At 72.1% G+C, this 13,057-nt stretch carries 14 protein-coding genes; 8 read left to right on the top strand and 6 right to left on the bottom strand.

Going from position 1 to position 13,057, the window contains the following annotated elements; genetic code table 11:
* Positions 1–4 precede the first annotated feature (4 nt).
* Both AC27IY_RS35435 and AC27IY_RS35430 read right to left on the bottom strand, forming a co-directional pair.
* Positions 5–2,524: an excinuclease ABC subunit UvrA gene (locus tag AC27IY_RS35435; RefSeq protein ID WP_487180657.1), complete on the bottom strand. Its 2,520-nt coding sequence runs from the start codon at positions 2,522–2,524 to the stop codon at positions 5–7.
* The gene (locus AC27IY_RS35430; protein ID WP_487180656.1) at positions 2,521–3,135 is read right to left on the bottom strand and encodes a multicopper oxidase domain-containing protein; all 615 of its coding nucleotides are present in this window, start codon (positions 3,133–3,135) and stop codon (positions 2,521–2,523) included. Before AC27IY_RS35430 ends, AC27IY_RS35435 begins: the two co-directional genes overlap by 4 nt.
* On the opposite strand from AC27IY_RS35430, the gene AC27IY_RS35425 reads away from it, so the two are divergent.
* A complete protein-coding gene (locus AC27IY_RS35425; RefSeq protein ID WP_487180654.1) occupies positions 3,113–3,835 on the top strand; it encodes a LysR family transcriptional regulator substrate-binding protein in 723 nt (240 codons plus the stop codon). The genes AC27IY_RS35430 and AC27IY_RS35425 overlap by 23 nt on opposite strands.
* A gap of 58 nt (positions 3,836–3,893) precedes the next feature.
* Here AC27IY_RS35425 and AC27IY_RS35420 read toward each other — a convergent pair whose 3' ends face one another.
* Positions 3,894–5,048 (bottom strand): DUF8189 domain-containing protein, encoded by a 1,155-nt coding sequence (locus tag AC27IY_RS35420; RefSeq protein ID WP_487180653.1) that lies wholly within the window; start codon positions 5,046–5,048, stop codon positions 3,894–3,896.
* A 184-nt stretch (positions 5,049–5,232) separates the two neighbouring features.
* Between AC27IY_RS35420 and AC27IY_RS35415 the strand changes: the two genes are divergently transcribed.
* Genes AC27IY_RS35415 through AC27IY_RS35405 form a run of 3 tightly spaced genes read left to right on the top strand, consistent with a single transcriptional unit; the run spans position 5,233 to position 7,230 of the window.
* Positions 5,233–5,691 carry a hypothetical protein gene (locus AC27IY_RS35415; protein WP_487180652.1) on the top strand — a complete coding sequence of 153 codons (459 nt, stop codon included), beginning with the start codon at positions 5,233–5,235 and terminating at the stop codon, positions 5,689–5,691.
* A 38-nt stretch (positions 5,692–5,729) separates the two neighbouring features.
* Positions 5,730–6,365, top strand: coding sequence for an RNA polymerase sigma factor (locus tag AC27IY_RS35410; RefSeq protein ID WP_423449673.1), 636 nt, complete (start codon positions 5,730–5,732; stop codon positions 6,363–6,365).
* Positions 6,352–7,230: a CU044_5270 family protein gene (locus tag AC27IY_RS35405; RefSeq protein WP_487180651.1), complete on the top strand. Its 879-nt coding sequence runs from the start codon at positions 6,352–6,354 to the stop codon at positions 7,228–7,230. Before AC27IY_RS35410 ends, AC27IY_RS35405 begins: the two co-directional genes overlap by 14 nt.
* A 12-nt stretch (positions 7,231–7,242) precedes the next feature.
* Here the strand turns inward: AC27IY_RS35405 and AC27IY_RS35400 are convergent, their stop codons facing one another.
* Together AC27IY_RS35400 and AC27IY_RS35395 are read right to left on the bottom strand one after the other, a co-directional pair.
* Complete coding sequence (locus tag AC27IY_RS35400; protein ID WP_487180650.1) at positions 7,243–8,439, bottom strand: MFS transporter; 1,197 nt, start codon at positions 8,437–8,439, stop codon at positions 7,243–7,245.
* 3 nt (positions 8,440–8,442) lie between these two features.
* On the bottom strand, positions 8,443–9,330 hold the full coding sequence (locus tag AC27IY_RS35395) for an MBL fold metallo-hydrolase (RefSeq protein ID WP_487180649.1): 888 nt from the start codon (positions 9,328–9,330) through the stop codon (positions 8,443–8,445).
* 114 nt (positions 9,331–9,444) lie between these two features.
* Here AC27IY_RS35395 and AC27IY_RS35390 point away from each other — a divergent pair, with 114 nt between their 5' ends.
* Complete coding sequence (locus AC27IY_RS35390; RefSeq protein ID WP_487180648.1) at positions 9,445–9,891, top strand: MarR family winged helix-turn-helix transcriptional regulator; 447 nt, start codon at positions 9,445–9,447, stop codon at positions 9,889–9,891.
* 28 nt (positions 9,892–9,919) lie between these two features.
* Here AC27IY_RS35390 and AC27IY_RS35385 read toward each other — a convergent pair whose 3' ends face one another.
* Entirely contained in the window at positions 9,920–10,360 is a 441-nt protein-coding gene (locus AC27IY_RS35385) for a hypothetical protein (protein ID WP_487180647.1), read from the bottom strand.
* A 225-nt stretch (positions 10,361–10,585) separates the two neighbouring features.
* Here AC27IY_RS35385 and AC27IY_RS35380 point away from each other — a divergent pair, with 225 nt between their 5' ends.
* The 3 genes from AC27IY_RS35380 to AC27IY_RS35370 are packed head-to-tail and all read left to right on the top strand — an operon-like array spanning position 10,586 to position 13,026.
* Positions 10,586–11,185, top strand: a complete 600-nt coding sequence (locus tag AC27IY_RS35380) for a helix-turn-helix domain-containing protein (RefSeq protein ID WP_487180646.1) — start codon at positions 10,586–10,588, stop codon at positions 11,183–11,185.
* Positions 11,178–12,446, top strand: coding sequence for an MFS transporter (locus AC27IY_RS35375; RefSeq protein ID WP_487180645.1), 1,269 nt, complete (start codon positions 11,178–11,180; stop codon positions 12,444–12,446). The genes AC27IY_RS35380 and AC27IY_RS35375 overlap by 8 nt, the downstream gene beginning before the upstream one ends.
* A 58-nt stretch (positions 12,447–12,504) precedes the next feature.
* Positions 12,505–13,026 carry a hypothetical protein gene (locus tag AC27IY_RS35370; RefSeq protein WP_487180644.1) on the top strand — a complete coding sequence of 174 codons (522 nt, stop codon included), beginning with the start codon at positions 12,505–12,507 and terminating at the stop codon, positions 13,024–13,026.
* Positions 13,027–13,057: the final 31 nt, after the last annotated feature.

Here is a 13,057-nt window from a genome sequence, read left to right as displayed (position 1 = left end):
GGCATCAGCAGCGCGCACCTTCTCGAACTTCCAGGAGCGGCAGGCCCGCCGCGTACCGGCGGAGGAAACGAGCGGTCGGGGTGTCCGCGGTCGCGACGGCGTCCGGGGTTCCCTCCGCGATCACCGTGCCCCCGTCCGGACCGGCTCCCGGCCCCAGGTCGATCACCCAGTCCGCGGACGCGGCGACGGGGATGTCATGTTCGGCCACGACGACGGTGTTGCCCGAGTCGAGCAGCACGTCGAGCGCGTCCACCACACGCTGGACGTCCGACGGGTGCAGGCCCGAGACGGGTTCGTCGAGGACGACGAGGCCGGCCTTGCGGCCTGCGGCGCCGCGCTGGATGGCGGACGCCAGTTTCAGCCGCTGCGCCTCGCCGCCGGACAACTCGGTGGCGCTCTGACCGAGCTGGAGATAGCCGAGCCCGACCTGGTTCAAGGCTCCCAGGATCTCCGCGAGTTGCCGGGGCTCGGAGAACCGCTCCACGGCCTCGGCGACGGTCAGCTCCAGCACCTGATCGATGGCCAATCCCCGATGCCTGATTTCCAAAGCCTCCGGCTTGTAACGCCGGCCCTCGCACGCGTCGCAGACCACCCACACATCGGGCAGGAAGTGCATGTCAACCAGCTTGCGGCCATAACCGGTGCAGGTTTCGCAGCGGCCGCCACCCGCCGTGTTGAAGCTGAACCAGGAGGCGTTGACCCCGCGTTCGCGCGCCACGTCGGTCGCGGCGAACAGCCGGCGGACGATGTCGAACGCCTTGCTGTACGTGGCCGGGTTGGACCGCGGCGTGCGCCCGAGCGGTTCCTGATCGACGACGGCGACCCAGTCGAACCCCTCCAGGCCGGTCACCTGCCGCACCGTGTCCGTCCTCGTCCCGTTCAGCGCGGCCTCCACGCTCGCCGCGAGCGCGCCGAGCAGACTGCTCTTGCCGCTGCCGCTCACCCCCGTCAGGCAGGTGAGCCGACCGGCGGGGAAACGCACCAGGTTCGCGGTCATGTTGTGCGCGCGCAGGCCGTGCAGCTCCACCCAGCCGATGTCATCCCCTGCCGGACGGCGGGTCCGGCGCAGCCGCGGCCCCTCACCGGCGAGATAGCGTCCGGTCAGCGACGTCGGATGGGCGGCCGCGGCCGCGGGAGGCCCCGACACCAGGACCTCACCGCCGAGGCGGCCCGCGCCGGGCCCCATGTCGATCACCCAGTCGGCCCGGGCGATCAGTTCGGGGTCGTGCTCGACCAGGAGCACCGTGTTGCCGGCCTTGCGCAGCTCCAGGGCGATGTCGAGCAGATGCGCCTTGTCCGCCGGATGCAGCCCCGTCCCCGGCTCGTCCAGGACGAAGATGAGACCGCTCAGCTCGGTGCTGAGCTGCGCGGCGAGCCGGGTCCGCTGCAACTCGCCTCCGGACAACGTCGCGGCGCTCCGGGACAGCTGGAGATGGGCCAGGCCGAGCCGGTCGAGTATCCCGAGCCTGCGGCCCAGGTCCTGCAGCAGCGGCTCACCCACCTCGCGCTGCCGGGCGCCCAGGTCCCCGGCCACCCGCTCCGCCCAGCTCCGCACCTCCCGTACCTCCACCTCGAGCAGGTCGGGATAGGTCAGCCCGCCGAGCCGCACGGACCGGGCCACCTGGTCGTAGCCGCTGCCGCCGCAGGCGCCGCACGGCTGCTTGCGCATGTACGGCAGGTAGCGCTGCTTGGCGCTGGAGGTCTGGGCGTTCGTGAACACCCGCTCCACCTCGGCGAGCGCGCCCCGCAGCGGCTGGCTCGAGGTGTAGGTCACCGAGACCGTCTCTTTCTTGCTCGTCATGTCGACGGTCGCCTCGACCTTCTCCTCGCCGGTGCCGTACAGGACACAGTGACGGAACTCCTCCGGCAGGGACCGCCACGGCAGGCCGAGATCCACACCCCGCTTCTCGGCCAGCGCCGGCACGAACGCGTGCTCCCCCGAACGCCACTTCGCGTACCAGGGCGAGGCCCCCTCGAAGAGCGGCAGCTCCGGATGGGTGATGACCAGGTCCTCCTGCGCCTGCCAGCGCCCGCCCACGCCGTGGCAGTCGGCACAGCTCCCTTCCGGCGTGTTGCGGTCGAAGTGAGCGGTCGTCAGGTGCCCGTTCCCGCCCTGCGCCGCCGGGTCCGCGCCGACGCCCGGAAGGCGCGAGTACAACAGCCCCAGATGCCCGTCGATGCCGGTGATCGTCGCCACCGTGGACCGGGGGTTGCGGTTCAGACGGCGTTGGTCGACCGCGAGCGTCGCGCCGAGTCCCAGGATGCGGTCGACCTTCGGCCGGTTGCGCTGCGTGATGTACTGCCGCACGAACGGCGAAAGCCCCTCCAGATAGCGCAGCTGGGCCTCATGGTGCAGGGTGTCGATGGCCAGCGAGGTCTTGCCGCTGCCGCTCACTCCGGTGAAGGCGATGAGGCACCCCTTGGGAATGCTCACCGACACGTCCCGCAGGTTGTTGGTACGAGCCCCCACCACCTCGATGGTCTCGCACCGCACACCTGCGACGTCCTGTACGAACGCAGTCAACCTTCCTCCATCTTCTCGCGCGACAGCAGAGCATGGGCGGGCAGACCCTGCTGCGGACCAGGACCGGCACCGCCGGTGAACCGATGATCGCTCCGAAACCCGACGCCTTGTGTCATGTTTTCCAGCCGTCCCGCGGACCGCGTCCAAGCCCTCGACGGGCGATGCCCTAGATGATCTCGAGGTTGGCCATCATGGCCATGTCCTCGTGTTCGGCGTTGTGGCAGTGGAAGAGGTAGCGGCCGCGGTAGCCGTCGAAGCGGGTGATGATCTCCACTGCTTCGCCGGGTCGGCAAGGCGACGGTGTCCTTGAGGCCGGCGTCGTGCGGCAGCGGGGGGCGGCCGCTGCGCGAGAGCACCTGGAAGCCGACCAGGTGCAGGTGGACGGGATGGTGGACGTCGGCGATCAGCCGCCACACCTCGACGTCGCCGAGGCGGGTGGTGACGTCGGAGCGGGCGGGATCGAACGGGAGCCCGCCGATCAGCCAGCCGTGGCCGTCGTGCAGTTGCCCGGCGCGGAAGGAGAAGTCGCGCACGCGGACGGCGTCCGTCCGTCGCCAGGCCGGCAGATCGGTGGCGAGCGTGCGCGGGATGGTGCGGAACGAGGCGGGCAAGCTCTTCCGCGACCACGTCGAACGTTCCCTCGGCGAGCTGGAGGCCGGCCGGCGCGCCGTCGCCGAGGCCACCAGCGAGGGCCTGGGGACCGTGAGGCTGGCGTCGGAGACCTTCCTCACCCTCACCGGCCCGCTGGCGGCCTACAAACGGGCCCATCCCTCCATCGAGATCGAGCTCCACTGGTCACCGGCCGAGGACATGGCCCGCCACCTGCGGGCGCAGGACGTCGACCTGTGCACCGCCTCCCAGCCGATCCACGCCGAAGGCCTGGCGTCGGTGAAGCTGTTCGACGAGGCGGTGGGGGTGGCCACGCCACTTGACCATCCACTGGCGCGCCGTACCTCCGTGAGCGTCGACGAACTCGCCGGCCAGCCCTTCATCACCGCCCGCAAGGGGCACTGGCAACGCCGGCTCCTCGATCGGCTCTTCGCCGCGAGGGGACTCACACCGGAGATCGTCTGCGAGAGCGACGAGCCCGCCGCCATCGCGGAGCTCATCAGCGCGGGACTCGGCATCGGCCTCGTCCCCGCCTTCGCTCTCCGCAGCGCCACGCGAGCCACCGCCGCCTGGATCTCCGTCGACAGCCCCGACTGCCGCCGCACCGTCACCCTGTACTGGGGCGCCGACAGCCACCTGTCCACCGCCGCGCGCCTGATGCGCACCACGATCGCCAGCTGGAACTGGACCGCCGGCGACTGACCGGTCCCGGAGCCGGGAGGGTCGCCCGCGCCTCGCGAGAGGCGCGGGCGATCGTGGTTCAGCCGACGGCCGGGCCCGGGATCGGGCTGTAGCCGCCGAACTTGTGCGGCGGCAGGACGGCGGGATTGGGCTCCAGGTTCAGGCCGAGGGCGCCGCTGCCGAGGCGGGCCAGCAGGAAGCCGGTGCCCGGGACGCTGGGACCGGTGCCGAACGCCGCCGGGTTGCCGGTGACGGTTCCGTCGATGCGCTCGAAGCCGCGGTAGGCCGCCTCGGAAGCGGTCGTCTTGTTGACGTACATGGCGTTGTCGGTGCCCCGGACGTAGAGGGCGGTGACGTTCGCCTGGTAGCTCAGGGCGACGTCGCTCGTGGCGCTGCCGCCGAGGGACCTCCAGGTGTAGGGCAGGGTGAACAGGTTGAGCACCCAGACGGCGTTGTCCGCGCCGCGGGCGGCGATGGAGCCGCCGCCGAAGATCGCGTCCTCCGCCACGGCGATGTTGCTGGTGACCCGCAGGTCCGCGAGCGGCTCGAAGGGGGTGACGCCGCCGGCGGCCACCCTGCTCACGTAGACGCGGTGGTCGGCGCCGCGGACGAACACCCGGACGGTGTCGTTCGGGAAGGCGAAGGTACGGGTGGCGGTGATGTCGCTGGTGGCGAAGCCGCCGAGGCTGCTCCAGCCGCTCCAGGCGCCGCCGGTGAGCTGGTTGGTCCAGACGGCGCCGTCGGTGCCGCGGGCGAAGATCCGCAGGCTGCCCGCGGGCGCGAGGTTGGGGACCAGCGCCTCGACGTCGCCGGTGACGGTCAGGCCGGGCACGTGCGCGTAGCCGGTGACGACGCCGGAGGGGGTGATCGTGTTGGTGTACACCTGGTCGTCGGTGCCCCGTACGAAGAAGTGGGTGCCCGCGGTGGTCACCACCACCGACGGGTCGCCGACGATCACCCCGCCGAGCGACTGGAAGGGCCCGAAGGAGGAGCCGGAGCGGGCGCTGTACAGCAGCGAGCCGTCGGCGCCGCGGGCGGCGACGCCGGTCGCCGTGGGCTGGGAGGTACGGTCGTAGGCGACGGCGGGAGTGCCGAGGTCGGGCAGATCGGTCGCGTACGGCGGCGGGGCGGCCGTCGCGGCGGCGGCGGAGGATCCGGGCGTCAGGACGCCCGCGGCCACGGCCAGGAGCAGGCCCGCGGTCAGGGTCTTGCGTAACCAGTGTGGCTGGACCATCGAAGTCCCTTCCGTTGGAGAGGTGACCGTGATTCGTCCGGCGCACGCGGATGGATCACCGACGGCGCCAGAAGGCGTCAGGGGTAGGGCGGGCCTCACTGCCGACAAGGGGGTGTACGGCAATGCGGTGACACCCGGTGACCTGGAGCCTGGACGGTGGGTCTGGTCGTTCCCGGGAGGTCCCATGTCTCTCGTTCGCGCCGCGTTGCGCCGGGCGTCCCAGTGGCAGCGACCGTTGATGCTGATGGTCGCCTCGATGCTGCTCCTGCTGGTCGTCTCGGCGGCCGGGCTCGTGTTCGCCGACCGGATGCCGTCCGGCGCGCCCGTCTGGCTCAAGCTGCTCAAGCTCGCGGTGTCGATGGCCGTCTACGGGACGACCCTCGCCTGGATGTTCTCCCTGCCCACCGGGGCAGGCGGCGGCCCTCCGGGCCGGCCACCGTCCTCACCGTCCCCGGGTTCGCCGCCACCGCCGTCGTCGCAGCCGGTGACGGGACGCCGGGCGGGGGCGCGAGCAGGCGGCCGGCCCCGGCGCGACAGGTGCGGCCACAGCCTTCGTCGCCCTCACCGGCCCCGGCGCGACCGCTGGTTCGATCATCCTCACCGGCCCCGCCTCTGCGGGAACCTCAAAGCGCCCTACGGATAAAGACGGTCGTGACAACCACCTCAGAACGGGAGCTCGTCTTGACGGATCCCCCCGACCACCGCCCGTCGGTACGCGGCCAGGCCGGGTTGGCGGATCGTCAGGACGACTCCGCCATCATCGAAGCGTCGCTGCGCACCCCGGAGCGCTTCGCGGCGCTCTTCGACCGGCACGCCACCGCCCTGCACCGCTACGCCGCGCGGCGCCTCGGGCCCGACCACGCCGAGGACGTGGTGGCCGAGGCGTTCACCAGGGCTTTCGAGACGCGCCACCGCTACGACTTGGGCTGCGCGGAGGCGTTGCCCTGGCTGTACGGCATCATCACGAACGTCATCGGCCTGCACCGCCGGGCCGAAGTGCGCGGCTACCGGGCCATGGCCCGCACGGGCGAGGACCCCGTGGTCGCGGCGTTCGACGAGCGCGTGGCCGCCCGGGTGTCCGCATCGGCCACCCGGCAGCGCCTGGCCGCCGCGCTGGCGAAACTCGGCCGCGGCGAGCGGGACGTGCTGCTGCTGATCGCCTGGGGCGATCTGACGTACGAGGAGACGGCCCAGGCGTTGCGGGTGCCCATCGGCACGGTCCGGTCGCGCCTGTCCCGCGCCCGCCGCAAGGTCGCGCACGCTCTGGGCGGCGCCAACCCCGTCGAGACGAGAGAAGAAGACCATGAACGACCTTGAGCTGATCAGGCAGCTGCGCTCGGAGGTAGCGGAAACGGACCTGGACACCCTGACCGGCGCGCGGGGACAGCTGCTGGCCGTGATGGCCCGTACGGGGGCTCCTCGGCGTTCCCGGCGACCTCTGACGATCGCGGCGGCGGCCGCCGCGGCCGCGGCCGCGGCCGTCGTGATCGTCAGCGGTCAGGCCGCCACGCCCGTCAAGCCACCGGCCTCCGCCGGCGACGTCCTGCCCCTGACCTCCGCCAGGAACATCCTGCTCGTGGCCGCCGCCAGCGCGGAGCGCACCCGACAGGGTTCCGGGACCTACTGGCACATCCGACGGGAGAGCGTGGACGGCCGGCACTTCTGGGGGGAGAGCTGGACCACGCGCGACGGGCAGCGATGGAGCCGAGGCAAGGCGGGCGACGGGCCCGGCGTGGTGAAGGAGCCCTCGGGCACGTTCTGGCTCGGATTCGCCGACAGCGGCACCGAGGTCTCCGTGGAGGATCTCGAGGCGTTGCCGACCGACCCCGAGGCGCTGCGGCAGAAGGTCACCGCGATGCAGAAGGGCGATCCCGCCGGCGAGCGCGACCTCGCCCTGCTGCCGCTGGCCTCGCTGATCGCGGAGCTCCCCGCGCCCGCCGAGGTGCGATCGGCGGCCTTCCGCGCGCTCGCCGAGCTGCCGGGCGTGCGGCGGCTGGGCGCGGTCGAAGGCGGCGAGGAGCTGCTGATCCAGAGCGGGAGTCATGAGAGCAGGCTGGTCGTCGATCCCGAGACGTCCCAGGTGATCCGCACCAGTTATCTCCCCACCGTCACGGGTGGGTCGATGGGGTCGAACCGCTACATCAAGCTGACCACGGAGTGGACGGACGAGCTTCCCCGGTGAGGTCCGCGCCCGTCATCCCGCCCGCCGCAGCAGCAGCGCCCCGGCGGTCATCGTCGCCGCCGCGGCGACGGCGGCCCCGGCGGCGAGCAGGGCGGTGGCCGGGAATCCGAGGGCGCTGGAGAGGGCGCCGAAGGCGAACGGTGCGATGGTGGCGCCCGCGTACACGCCGATCTGCACGGTGTGCCCGGCGTCCTCGGTCCGGCCGGGCACCAGGCGCAGCGTGGTGGCGAGCAGGAGCCCGGTCCAGCCCCAGCCCGCGGAGAAGGCCAGGATCGCACCGAGGACGAACGTCGTCGCCGTCCCGATCGCGATCAGTGCCAGCCCGAGCCCGCCGGTGAGCATCATCGTGACGATCACCGCCGCGTTGCGGTGAGGAGCCCGGTCGGTGAGCGCCCCGGCGATGATCCGTACGGCGATGGCGAACAGGGCGCTGAGCGACAACAGGTTGCCCGTGACGGTGGTGCCCAGCCCGGAGTGGGTGCCCAGTTCGACGAAGTACGTGGCCACCGCGTTGTTGCCGGTCGCGGAGAGCGCGGCGGCCAGCGCCCAGAGCACCAGGACCCGCCCGACCGTCCGTCGCTCGTCCCCGGCCTCCTTCGGCCTGACGGGCGGCGGACCGCCGGGTGCCCGGGCCAGCGGGACGAGCGCGACCGGGACGAGCGCGGCGACACCCGCGACGAGCAGGGCGGTCCGCCAGCCGTACGCCGGGAGGACCAGGGCGACGAGCAGGCCGGGGACGAGGGCGGCCGCCCCCAGCGCCGCGCCGACCATGCCCGCGGCCAGCGAACGCCGGCGTTCCGGGACGCGCGCCGCGATCAGCCGGCTCGCCACCGGCTGGACGAGCGCGTTGCTCAGCCCGCCCACCAGCAGTGCCGCCGTCAGCAGCCCCGGCCCGGTCGCCCGCGACGCCACCAGCATGACCGCCGACGCGACCAGCGCCGCGACGGCGAGGACCGTGGGGACAGGCAACCGCGCCGCCACCCGTTTGGCGACGGGCGAGCCGAAGGCGGTGGCGGCGTAGAAGAGGCTCATGGCCAGCCCGACGGCGCTGCGGGAGAGGTGCAGGTCCGCTCCGATCGCCGGGGCCAGCGCCCCGACGGTGAAGCCGGGCGTCCCCGCCACGGTCGCGGTCAGCGCGGTCACGGCGATTCCCGGCCAGTGCCGTACGGGCGAGCGGGTGGGCAGGCCGCGGGTGATGGTCGTCGGCATGGATCAGACGTCCAGGGGGCGCCAGGCGGGGCTGGCGCCGTCCCGGCGGACCTGCCCGAAGACCGCATCGGCGAAGTGGATGCCGAAGCCGATCGTGCCGGGCTCTTCCAGCTCGGCGACGAGCTGGCGACGATGCCCGGCGGACCGGGCAGGGTCGTGGTCGTAGAGGCAGGACCATTCGGGGTGGTCCACCTGGATCGGTGAATGGAGGGCGTCGCCGAAGGCGATCAGCCGGGTTCCGCCGCCGGTGATGACGTACTGGGTGTGCCCGGCCGTGTGGCCGCCGGTGATCTGGGCCTTCACGCCGGGGAAGATCTCCTGGCCGTCCGCCACCGTACGCACGCGCGGCGCCAGCGCGGTGGCCTCCTCCTCGGTGACGCCCTGCGCGAGCAGGTCGCGTCGGGCCCATTCCGGTTCGGCCACCACATACTCGGCCCGGGTGAACGCCGGCTGGTCACCGCCGGGGGCGGGGTGCCAGGCCCAGCCGAGATGGTCGATGTGCAGGTGGGTGAAGGCCACCGCCTCGATCTCCTCCGGCCTGCGGCCCAGCTCGGCCAGACTGTCGAGCAGCGCGCCACCGTGAACGGCGCCGTTCGGGCTTCCCGGTTCGGCGGGCAGCGACACCGGGCCCCACCCGGCGTCGATCAGCAGGGCGCGGTCGCCGTTCTCCACCAGGAGTCCGCCGATGCTCGCCACGAGGTGGCCGGAGGCGTCCAGGTACTGCGGGTGGGCGGCCCAGGTCTCGTCGGTGGTGTCCGGCAGCCAGCTGCGCGGTCTCCCCTGGATGGCCCCGTCCGGCACGAAGGACACCTTCGTGTCGCCCAGCCACAGCGAGCGGATCCTCGCCGGCCGCCGCAGCCGCTCGTCCTGGTGAACCGCGGAGTTCGACATGGTCGCGTTCCCTTCTTGGGGGGTCGGGTCGTCGGCCAGGCCACCATAAGCTTCAAGCTTGAAATGGTCAAGCTTGAAAGATTCTGGCTTGATGTACTTGCTAGGATGGGGCACATGACCACGTCCCCGCCGTCCCCGCCGTCCTCGGAACCGCAGGCCGTCGCCGAGCGGGAGCTGTGCGGCCTGGTGAACGGACTGGCCCAGCAGATCGCCGTCCACGTACGCGAACGCGCGGTCACCCTGGGCCTCACCTCGGCCCAGGCGACCGCGCTGCGGGAGCTGACCGGCCCGATGACCATGCGGGAGCTCGCCGAACGCATGAGCTGCGAGCCCTCCAACGCCACCTTCATCGTCGACAAGCTCGAAAGGCAGGGCCTGATCGAGCGCCGCCCGCACCCCACCGACCGTCGCGCCAAGCAACTCGTCCTCACCCCGGAGGGCACCGCCCTCCGCGAACGGCTCCTCGAACTCCTCGTCCAGGACTCACCGCTGGCCGGCCTCACCGCCGAGCAGCAGCGCACCCTTCAGGATCTGCTCGAACGAGCCATCGTCCGTCCATGAGCTGACGCCGGCCTCGCGCGGCCGGGCGTCAGCGTCGCGGTGCAGGGAGCAGCCGCGCCCCGACCCAGCCGACGACGCCGGCAACCACGCCGACCCCCGCGCCGGTCAGCACACTGCTGCCGAAGGCGAAGGTGCGCAGCAGCACGGCCTCCATCGCCGGCGACAGAGCGCCCGCCAGGTTGCCGCCGAGAGTGGGCGGATCATCGCCGAAGGACGCCGACCACAGCACCTGGTGGGTGACGCCGAGCAGGACACCATAGGCGACGCCGATCGCCAGCAGGGTCAGGAACGGGTTCGGGACACGCCTCCGCAGCACGACGACCAGCCAGACGGCGATCGGCAGGAACACCAGCAGGGCGTTGACCACCGGGCCGACCAGGCCCAGGTCATGCGCGATCGCCCTGGGCACGCCGAGCGCGGCCAGGGCCAGGACGGCGATCGGCGACAGGCCGAGGGTCTTGGATCTCATCGGACAGGGTCCTCCGCCTCACGGGGTTTCGGTCGCGCCCGACGGTAGGCGCGGGGCCGGCGGCCTGTCGTCCGCCTGGGGTGCCGTTCCGGTACGGCGTCCGTACCGCGTGGGTTGTGGCGGGTGTCGGCGCCGGGATGTACGCGGCTTCGTACCGATCGTCTCGTGCACCATATTCCAAAGGTTTCCTTGACATTGGAACCCGGCCGACCCAGGATTCCAAGCATGTCTTTGGAATCCTGGAGGAAGCGGTCACGGCGGGTGCTCGACGACCCGGCCGCCATGCGGGCCTTCGCCCACCCCGTCCGCCTGGCCCTGCACGAGCTGCTGATGCGGGCCGGCGCCACGACCGCCGCGGACGCCGCCCGCGAGGTCGGCATCAGCCAGGCCCTGGCCTCCTACCACCTGCGGCAACTCGCCAAGTACGGCTTCGTGGAGCAGGCCGAGGCGCGCGACGAACGCGAGCGGCCGTGGAAGGCGACGTCGCTGACCCAGGAGTGGTCCGACACCGCATCGACCCCCGAGGCATCCGCCGCCCGCGGCCTGCTGGAACGGGTCATCGCCGAACGGGCGCTGTCCCGGCTGGCCGAGTGGCAGGAGCGCCGTACGGACGAGCCGGACGAATGGCGGACGGCCGGCGGGATCGGCAGCTCCTACCTCTACGTCACACCCGACGAACTGGCCTCGTTCGACGCCGGGTTCAACCGGCTGCTCGAGCCGCTGATGGCGCGGATCGCCGACCCGTCCGAGCGGCCGGAGGGGGCCCGGCCCGTCCTGCTGACCACCCTCCTGGTCCCGCTCCCGGCCACCGGCACCGGTGACTGACGCCAGGGACGCCACCCTGCCGGGAGAGGAACCGGCAGGGGAGGCGCCGACCGGGATCGGCGGCCTGTTAGGGAAGAACCGCGACTACCGGCGGCTGCTCACGGCCGGGCTGATCTCGCAGACCGGCGACTGGGTCATCGGCGCCGGCCTGGCGTACCACGTCTACGTCCTCACCGGGTCCACCCTGTCCAGCGCCACCATGCTGCTGGCGGGCCGCCTGCCGGACGTCCTGCTCGGCTCACTGGCGGGCGTGCTCGCCGACCGCTGGGACCGCCGCAGGCTGCTGGTGATCACGGACGTGCTGCTCGGCCTGGGGCTGCTGCCTCTCCTTGCGGTACGCGAACCGGGACAGGTGTGGATCGTCTACGCCGTCGCCCTGTGGACGGGCGTGATCAGCACGGTCCTGTTCCCCGCGCAGAAGGCCCTCGTGCCGCAGATCGTGGCCGCCTCGCAGCTCGTCAGGGCGAACGCGTTGCAGGGGCAGAGCGGCCAGGCCGCCAGACTGCTGGGAGCGCTGGCGGGCGGGGTCGCGGTCGGTGCGGGCGGGCTGGCCGCCGTCGTCTGGATCGGCGTGGCCGGTTTCCTGATCTCCGCACTCCTGCTGGCCCGCCTGCGTACGCCCGCCCGACGCGCCACGGCTGCGACGACCATGGGCGGGCAGTGGGTCGCCGGGCTGCGGCTGGCCAGGAGCGACCCCGGCGTGCGCCTGCTGGTGACGTACATGGTGATCACAGGGCTGGGCGAGGGCATCTTCGCGACGCTCGCGGCGCCGTTCGTGGCAGATGTGCTGGGCGGGGAAGGAGACGCGTACGGGCTGTTCCTGTCGGCGCAGGCGGTCGGCGGGATCGCCGGCGGCCTGGCGGTCGCCGCCCGCCCGGGGTACGCCACGCCGCGCGCGCTGTTCGGATGGGGAACGGTCGTCTTCGGCCTGGCCGACCTGGCGCTGTTCACCTACCCGCTCCTGACGCGTGAGCTGTGGCTGGCCATCGCGCTGATCGCCCTGGCCGGGCTACCGGCCGCGGCCGCGATGGCGGGACTCACCACCTTCGCCCAGACGGCCACCGGCGAGGACCGGCTGGGCGCGGTCTTCGGGCTCCTCGGCAGCGCCCAGGCCACCACGTCGCTGCTCGGGATGGTGTCGGCGGGCGTGCTCGGCGAACGCCTCGGCATCGTCCCGACGCTCTGCCTGCACGCCGGCGGGCTGATCACGGCGGGCCTGCTCGTCGTGCTGACATCCCGATCACCATCGGCCAGCCTGTGACCCAGCGCATCTCAATCCGAGATATCCAGGTGTCACTATCCGAAAGATGATGCGATCAGTGAGAACGCAGGCGTACAGGCATCCGGTCCGGAAGATCCTCGGCCTCCTCGCCCTCGCCACGGCCACCGGCTGCGTCCCCACGAGCCCAGCCGCTGGAGGCGTCACCGGGATCACCGTCAACGCCGAAGGACGAATGGCGGTGGTGGCGGCATGGTGCGGGCAGCCTCCGGACGGCGTGATCATCTATCGCAAAGTCAACGGCGACCTTGAGGACCAAGCCGACCTCAAAGCGCCGAAACTGTCCGGGACCACGGCCTCCCTGGACCTGGAGAGAATCCCGCCGGGATGGTCCCTGCTCAAGGGCGACCTGAACTTCCGGCCTGGCCAGAAGTACGTCGCCGGCGCCTACAACGCCACGACCCACGCGAGAATGGCCGACGTCACCTTCACGAACGACACCAAAGAGAAGATAACGGCCGGAAGCATCCTCGTTCAGAACCACGCCGAACATCACCCGGACGGGGTCGATGTCCAGCTCTCCGCCGCCGAGTTCACCGCCAGAGCACAGCACTACTGCTGACACAGCCGACCTTCCTCACCCGCGCTTGCGG

Source organism: Nonomuraea sp. B208 (assembly GCF_057536035.1).
The sequence above is the reverse complement of the archived record's forward strand: the minus strand, read 5'-3'. Positions and strand labels throughout refer to the sequence as shown.